We start from the raw sequence: 7,403 nt of genomic DNA, 5'->3' as shown, positions 1-7,403 counted from the left end.
CTCGCTTTTGTTGACCACATGTCATGCAGTGCAGACACATACGTTTCGCTTGGTGGCTCCAATGGTTGTGCCGACCAACTGACGAATTGGGATGGAACACAGAAGATAGGATTGGGAGCAATTAATAATAAGCCCTATCGTTCATCACGAAGATAAGTATTGTATAAAAGGTTGTAAAAATCAAGATGTGAGATTATCTAAAGCTTATCTCACATCTTGACTATAAAGGTATATTATTTCATTTGTGTTTCTTCCTTTTATTCTTCCCCATGGTCTGCCGTCATAGACGCTATGTAGAAGGCATTGGAAGTGACAACAGTTGCATTCTTGCTAATAGGAGCGACGAAATCTATTTGCGTATATCCCAATTCGCTTACACCTGCAACGACTTCCATCTGCTTGAATTGATATTTTACGTCATTGCCTTCTTTGTGTTTTTTTTCAAGCACGAACACATATTGCTTGCCATTGGCATTTACAATAGCATCGTCAGGCAAGGCTGGCACATTTTGTTTGCCCATACTGATGATGCCTGTCACATACATGCCAGGAATAAGTTCAGTGATGTTCTTTGTATCAATACCGACACGTACGGATATAGCCTTGGTGTCAGAATCCATCGAGCGATTAATTTCTCTTACTGTTCCCTTGAAATGAATATTCGGGCTATTGGTGATGACGAAATCTACTTTCTGCCCTTTAGCAACTTGATTGATATTGCGCTCAAAAACATTCAAGTTGCAGAACACAGCGGCATTGTTGGCTACTTGCATCAATGATTGTGAACTTTCCGTATAGCTTCCACTCTTTATGCTTATCTTCGTCACGATGCCAGAAATTGGAGCAGAGATAGCTACCTGCCGTATGATTCTGCCTTGTTTCACAAGGTTGGTGTTAATGCCAATTTGACGGAGCTGGTTGTAAAGCCCTGTCTGGCGAGCCAGTGCCATCTCGTATGCTGCTGATGCCTGTTGCAAGGTCTTTTCCACTCCTGCCTTCTGTGAAGCCAATGTCTTTTGGCGTAGCAACTCCTGATGTGTTACATTGGTCTCTTTTACAGCAATGAGATAGTCTTTCTGCAATCCTACGATTTCGGTATTCTCTATGTGTGCAACCACTTGACCTGCTTTCACCAGCTGTCCTTCTGTTACATAAATTTTGCGGACAACACCTCCTACGAGAGAAGTCACGTCTGCCATATCCTGCGGGTTGAGCTGAAGTTCGCCATTGGCACGTATCACATTGTTGAGAGAGCGACTCTCAACCTTGCCGAGCGTAATGCCAACCGTCTTTATCTGTTCTTGAGTAAGTTCAATGGTTTCATAGCCTTGCTCCTCTACTTTGTTTTCCTTTACTTCTTCCTGCTTGCCTTTTGTGCATGATGCAAGAAATATGCTGATGACAGCAATGATGATGATATTAAATGTTTTCATTGTTTATTTCCGTTGAGATAATTGATATTGATGATAGCTTGATTATAGTCGTTGACAGCATCTATGTAACGAAGTTGTACATCAAGAGCCGAAGTTTGGTTTTGTATGTATTCCACATACCCCATTTCTCCGTTCTCGTAGTTTATCTGAGATAGTTTCGCCATGAGTGCTGCCTCGGCGTTGCCTTGTCTTTCGTAATAATCAAGAACTTGTTTTGCTCTCATATACTCATTTGTGGCATCACGCATAAGCGTTTTCTGCTGCTGTTCTGCCAATGCACGCTCATTCTGCACCAACTCCACATCACGTTTGGCAGCCTTGACTTTTGACCGATTGCTTTTCCAAAACAGGGGTATGCCGATGCCTACCTCAAATCCCATGAAGTTACCTTTGGAAAACCTACTTCTGTCAACATTGTAAGGATTGAATCCTTTGATGACAGCCTGTGTTGTAAAGCCGAGAGTGAAGCTTGGCATATACCCCTGCTTGGCAAGCGAAACACTACGTTCATTGCTTATGAGGCGTGCTTGCATGTTTCGTCCAAGTGGCGTGTCTGAGAAATTAGTTTCCCCAAGATTCGCGTCATGTAGTTTTGCCAACCCCTCGTTTTGAGGAGTGAAGTCAGTATTGGTATTGATGAGCTGTTTCAACTGCAATAAATATTTCTTGCAGTCATTCTCTGCTCTTTGCAAACTTATCCGATTTTCATTCAGCAATCGTTGTGCATTCATCTGTTCCAACTGGTTAGCCTCCCCCGATTTGTACTTAGCCGATGCCAGTTGCAGAAAGTGCTGATATACGCTGTCTTGCTTTTGCAACACGAGCAAAGTGCTATGTGCATGAAGCCACGAGTAATATGCAGATGTTACATCTCTTACCAACTGGTTGCCTACTATTGCCACCTGACTTTGCGCAACGGCAGTCTCAGCTTTCAAGAACTTGTTTCGGGCGTTATACACCGTAGGAAAATCAAAGGTCTGGCTTATCAAAATGCCATTGTCTGGACTTCCGCCAGATGTCGGATCTTGGCTGAGCGTTATAGAGGTCTTTTCAATATCAAATGTTGTACCCTGCAAGTCTTTAGCTTTTCCAACTGCAATTTGCCCATTTCTCATATATAGGCTGTTGTCAAGAGCGAGGTCTATGCATTGTTGCAAAGACCAACTCTCATTTTGTGCGTACATGGAGGCGAATGCCATAGACAGTACGCCTAATATAAACAATCTTATTCTTGTCATACGTTTGTTTCTTTTTTCTTGGTGAATGTCTTATAAATAGATGGCAAGACAACAAGTGTCAATATCGTGGCTGTTACCAATCCGCCGATGACCACAGTAGCCAACGGTCGTTGAACCTCAGCACCGTCACCAGTTGACAAGGCCATAGGCATAAAACCTAAGGAAGCTACCAATGCGGTCATGATGACAGGACGAAGACGGAGCATACAACCATCTATCACTCGTTTTTTTACATCCGTCACGCCTTCTTTCTCAAAAGTATTGAACTGTCCTATCAGTACAATACCGTTCAGTACAGCCACACCAAAGAGGGCAATGAAACCTACACCTGCGGAAATGCTGAAAGGCATACCTCGCAGGCATAAAGCCCACACACCACCAATGGCAGAGAGAGGAATGGCTGAGAATACGAACAAGGTTTCCCTGATATTCTTCAACGTAGCATACAGCAAACCCAAAATGACGAGCAATGCCAAAGGAACTGCCAGCATCAAACGACCGGTTGCCTCTTGAAGATTTTGGAATTGACCGCCATAAGTGTAATAATAACCTGCTGGCAATTTTAGTTCCTTGTCTAAAACCTCCTGAATTTCATCTACTGTGGTCTGTATGTCTCGTCCTCTTACATTGAAACCGACAAATATCCTTCGCTGTCCATCCTCATGTGTAACCTGTGCAGGTGCATCAGTCAATGTAATCTGTGCTACTTGCTGGAGAGGAATTGTTCCACCATCGGGCAGAGGAAGGTACAGACTTTCTATAGCTTTTATATCATTACGTAAGTCCTTGTCCATACGCACCACCAAGTCGAATCGCTTGTCGCCCTCAAACACATATCCCGAGCGGCTTCCTGCAAAAGCAGTTTCAAGCACCTTGTTGGCAGTTCTTATCGAAATGCCATATTTAGCCAGCTGATCTCGGTTGTACTTTACTTGAATCTGTGGCAAACCTTGTACTTTCTCGACAAATGGGTCAGACACCCCGTCAACACGCTTGATAAGAGATGCCACTCGCTTTGCGGATGCTTGCAGAGCATCAAGGTCGTTGCCGTATATCTTGATGGCGACATCCTGCTTAATACCTGTAATCAGTTCGTTGTTTCGCATTTGGATTGGCTGTGTCAATTCGGCTTCCATTCCAGGAATAGCTCCCAAGGCTTCTTCCATCTTTTCCATGAGTTCGTCCTTTGTCTTGGCAGATGTCCATTCTGCTTTCGGATAGAGGGCTATAAGCATGTCTGCTCGTTCTATAGGCATTGGGTCGGTTGGAATCTCTGAACTACCGATGCGAGTTACCACCTGCTTCACCTCCGGGAACTTAGACTTCAATATCTTTTCTGCCTGAGTGCAGGTCTTCACCATCTGAGAGAGTGATGTACCTTGTGCCATGCTGATTTCGGCTGCAAAGTCACCTTCTTCAAGATTCGGGATAAACTCACCGCCCAAACGAGTGAAAGCGAAAAGGCTGATGCCGAACAGCAGCACCATGGAAGCTATGAGCACCTTGCTATGTTGCAGACTTTTGGTGATGATAGGCTTATACCAACTCTGTAACTTGTTTATCAGACGGTCTGACAAATTAGTCTTATGTACACTTTCCTTGCTAAGAAACAGAGCACTTGCCATTGGTACGTAGGTAAGCGAAAGGATAAACGCTCCAAGGATGGCGAAGAAAATGGTAAGTGCCATCGGACGGAACATCTTTCCTTCTATACCAGCCAATGTAAGCAATGGCAGATATACCGTCATGATAATGATTTCGCCAAAGGCTGCACTCTTACGAATCTTGGAAGCGGAATGATATATCTCCTTGTCCATCTGCTCTTGTGTTAAGCGCAAGCCATGGTATTTGTCACGACTGATACCTATATGGTGGCATACGGCTTCTACGATAATCACTGCGCCATCCACGATCAAGCCAAAATCAATGGCTCCCAAACTCATGAGGTTTCCGCTGACACCAAACAACCGCATCATACCAAAAGCAAACAGCATAGCGAGCGGAATGACGGATGCCACCACCAATCCTGCCCTATAATTACCCAAGAACAGAACGAGTATGAACACAACAATGAGGCCACCCTCGATAAGGTTGCGGGTGATGGTTCCAGTAACACGGTCTACCAACTGAGTGCGGTCTATGAATGGTTCTATGACTACACCCTCTGGCAGACTCTTCTGAATCTGCGCAATACGCTCTTTTACGTTCTTAATAACTTGCTGGAAATTCTCACCTTTCAGCATCAGTGAGATACCTGCCACCACTTCACCCTCGCCATTGCGTGTAACTGCACCATAACGTGTGGCATAACCATATTGTACTTTTGCAATGTCACGTATCAAGATAGGCGTGCCATTGACTGTCTTGACAGGGATACGCTCTATGTCTTCGAGTGTTGAAACAAGTCCCAAGCCTCTGATAAAATACTGGTTACTATTTTTCTCTATGTAGCTTCCGCCTGTGTTCTCGTTGCCTGCTTCAAGGGCATCGTAAACTTCTGTAACTGTAAGACCAACAGCATTGAGACGGTCGGCATCCACAGCCACTTCATACTGCTTCACATATCCACCCCAGCCGCTGACTTCTGCAACGCCAGGTGTTCCTGACAATTGCTTGCGGACTATCCAATCTTGGATGGTACGTAAATCTGACAAACTGTATTTGTCCTCATATCCCTTCTTTGCACGAATGGTATAATGGAATATTTCTCCCAAACCAGTAGTGACAGGAGCCATACCTATGGTTGCCTTACCTTGTGGTATGACTTCCTCTGCCTCCTTTAGTTGTTGGCTTACCTGCTGCCGAGCCCAATATACATCTGCATCGTCATCAAAAACCAATGTAATAACAGACAAGCCGCTGCTACTGATGCTTCTGCGTTCTTCCACACGTGGAATGTTGGCCAAAGCCATTTCTACTGGAGTGGTTATAAACTGCTCTACCTCTTGCGCTCCCAATGATGGAGCTTGGGTTATCACCTGTACTTGATTATTTGTAATATCAGGTGTAGAGTCAAAAGGCAACTGCGACAACGACCATGTGCCCCATATAATGAGCACCAAGGTCAACATACCTATAGTTACCTTGTTCTTGATTGATAATTGAATTATTTTTTGAAACATTTCTTTATCGTTCTAATTATAATTGTATAGTTAGTGCTAGTCCTCCTTGTTGTCCGTTATAATATGGATAGACAGTGTTTGTTCGCTTGGACTGTTTGTTGTGCATCTTGCGTGAAATCGGCTCATATAACTTGTATGCCAATTTCGTACACAGAATACCCAATCCTGCTCCAAATGCCACGTCTCCTATCCAATGCTTGTTGTTATACACACGCAATGCTCCTGTACTTGCAGCTATGACATAACCACCTATACCTATCCACGGTGAAGTGTCCTTGTATTCTTGCCACAAGAGTTCTACCCCCATGAAGGCAACTGTTGTATGCCCAGATGGAAAAGAATTGCGACGTGAGCCATTAGGACGCATCTCTCTTACTGTGTATTTCAAGCCATTTACGGATATAGCCGTCAGCAAACTTGACAACCCCAACAGCATCGTTTGTTCTTTTAGGTTATGACAACTTTTTACTCCGCACAGATTTAATGCCAATACGCTTACAGCTGGCACATACTGTGTATAGTCATCAATCCCTATGGCTATTGGCTTGTGGGTTATAACCTCATGTCCGATAGCATAGTTCAGCATCCTGCCTTTATTCATAACAATAGCCTCTGCCGTTCCATACGACATAAGTGACATTGGTATAATATAAGGCACGACACTTGACCTCTTCATAGAAGTCATGTCTGTGCTATCTTGTGTGAATGTCAAGCTGTCTTTGCTTTGTGCATACGACAAAAGAGGAAAAGCCAGTGCGCCAAGCGCCAGAATTTCCTTAATTGACATTTTGCAATAACTAATGCCTGTGCTCCAAACACTGAAGCACTTGCAAGTTCATAATAAAAATGATTGATTTGTAACTATACCTTCCATATGAATAGGTATAGTCGCTGTACGTTGCCCCCCTTAAAAGAAACAACGCTATTAGAAACGATAAAAAGGAGGTGCCCTAAGTCCATTTATCCGCAATAGTTCCGCCTTTATAATAATAGGTATGCGAGTGTCAAACACCGTCTTAGTTGGTTCTGACACCCATCCCATAATACGAGATAAAGCCCATACTATTGCATGATATAAATAATGTATGTTACTTGTATGTAAAGTCTTTACTGACACAACATCCCAACTGCCTTGTTCGAAGCACTTTGTTCCATCGTCCTTATGTGACGTATGTTTGTCATTGTCAGCGTTGTCGCTATTGCAATGCTCCACAACGGTACATACCGCACTTTCGTGATGATGGTGCGGTATAAACGACAATGCCAACAAAACAATTGTTGTCAAAGCCAAAATAGTTATGTAGAGCTTCTGCTTCATTATATTTTCAATTTGGCTGCAAAGATAGCAAATAAACTTTGCAACACGGTTGCAAAGTTATATGTATACCATTTTTTAGATGCGTGAACCATAGTAAAATCTGTATGACTCCTTTGCTTTTCATACTGCGGTTTCAGTAGAAACACCTCATCCTATCCCTTTTCATTGGTTTTTGGTGTAACTAAAAGTTAAATACGTTAAATATTACCTTTTCGTATCTAAACAGAATCCACATAGCCACTTTTCTACCGTTTAGAGCGTATAATACTGATAATCAACTAATAATAGATAC

Annotated in this window: 4 protein-coding genes; all 4 read right to left on the bottom strand. The window is 43.2% G+C overall.

Translation table 11 applies throughout. The features are described 5' to 3' along the window. Positions 1-257 precede the first annotated feature (257 nt). From I6E49_RS13660 to I6E49_RS13645, 4 genes are read right to left on the bottom strand one after another with little or no spacing between them, the layout of a single operon-like run. Positions 258-1,433 carry an efflux RND transporter periplasmic adaptor subunit gene (locus I6E49_RS13660; protein WP_044074738.1) on the bottom strand — a complete coding sequence of 392 codons (1,176 nt, stop codon included), beginning with the start codon at positions 1,431-1,433 and terminating at the stop codon, positions 258-260. Next, positions 1,430-2,671 (bottom strand): TolC family protein, encoded by a 1,242-nt coding sequence (locus I6E49_RS13655; RefSeq protein ID WP_082030915.1) that lies wholly within the window; start codon positions 2,669-2,671, stop codon positions 1,430-1,432. The genes I6E49_RS13660 and I6E49_RS13655 overlap by 4 nt, the downstream gene beginning before the upstream one ends. After that, on the bottom strand, positions 2,668-5,793 hold the full coding sequence (locus tag I6E49_RS13650) for an efflux RND transporter permease subunit (RefSeq protein WP_044074737.1): 3,126 nt from the start codon (positions 5,791-5,793) through the stop codon (positions 2,668-2,670). The genes I6E49_RS13655 and I6E49_RS13650 overlap by 4 nt, the downstream gene beginning before the upstream one ends. Before the next feature lie 16 nt (positions 5,794-5,809). Continuing rightward, a complete protein-coding gene (locus I6E49_RS13645; RefSeq protein WP_235403004.1) occupies positions 5,810-6,580 on the bottom strand; it encodes a phosphatase PAP2 family protein in 771 nt (256 codons plus the stop codon). Positions 6,581-7,403 lie beyond the last annotated feature (823 nt).

The organism is Leyella stercorea (assembly GCF_021531655.1).
Note: the sequence above shows the minus strand (reverse complement) of the source record. Positions and strands in the feature narration are given on the sequence as shown.

Bases quoted from the DNA above. Each gene is read 5' to 3' on its own strand.
- I6E49_RS13655 (WP_082030915.1), bottom strand. From the start codon at position 2,671: ATGACAAGAATAAGATTGTTTATATTAGGCGTACTGTCTATGGCATTC.
- I6E49_RS13660 (WP_044074738.1), bottom strand. From the start codon at position 1,433: ATGAAAACATTTAATATCATCATCATTGCTGTCATCAGCATATTTCTT.
- I6E49_RS13650 (WP_044074737.1), bottom strand. From the start codon at position 5,793: ATGTTTCAAAAAATAATTCAATTATCAATCAAGAACAAGGTAACTATA.
- I6E49_RS13645 (WP_235403004.1), bottom strand. From the start codon at position 6,580: ATGTCAATTAAGGAAATTCTGGCGCTTGGCGCACTGGCTTTTCCTCTT.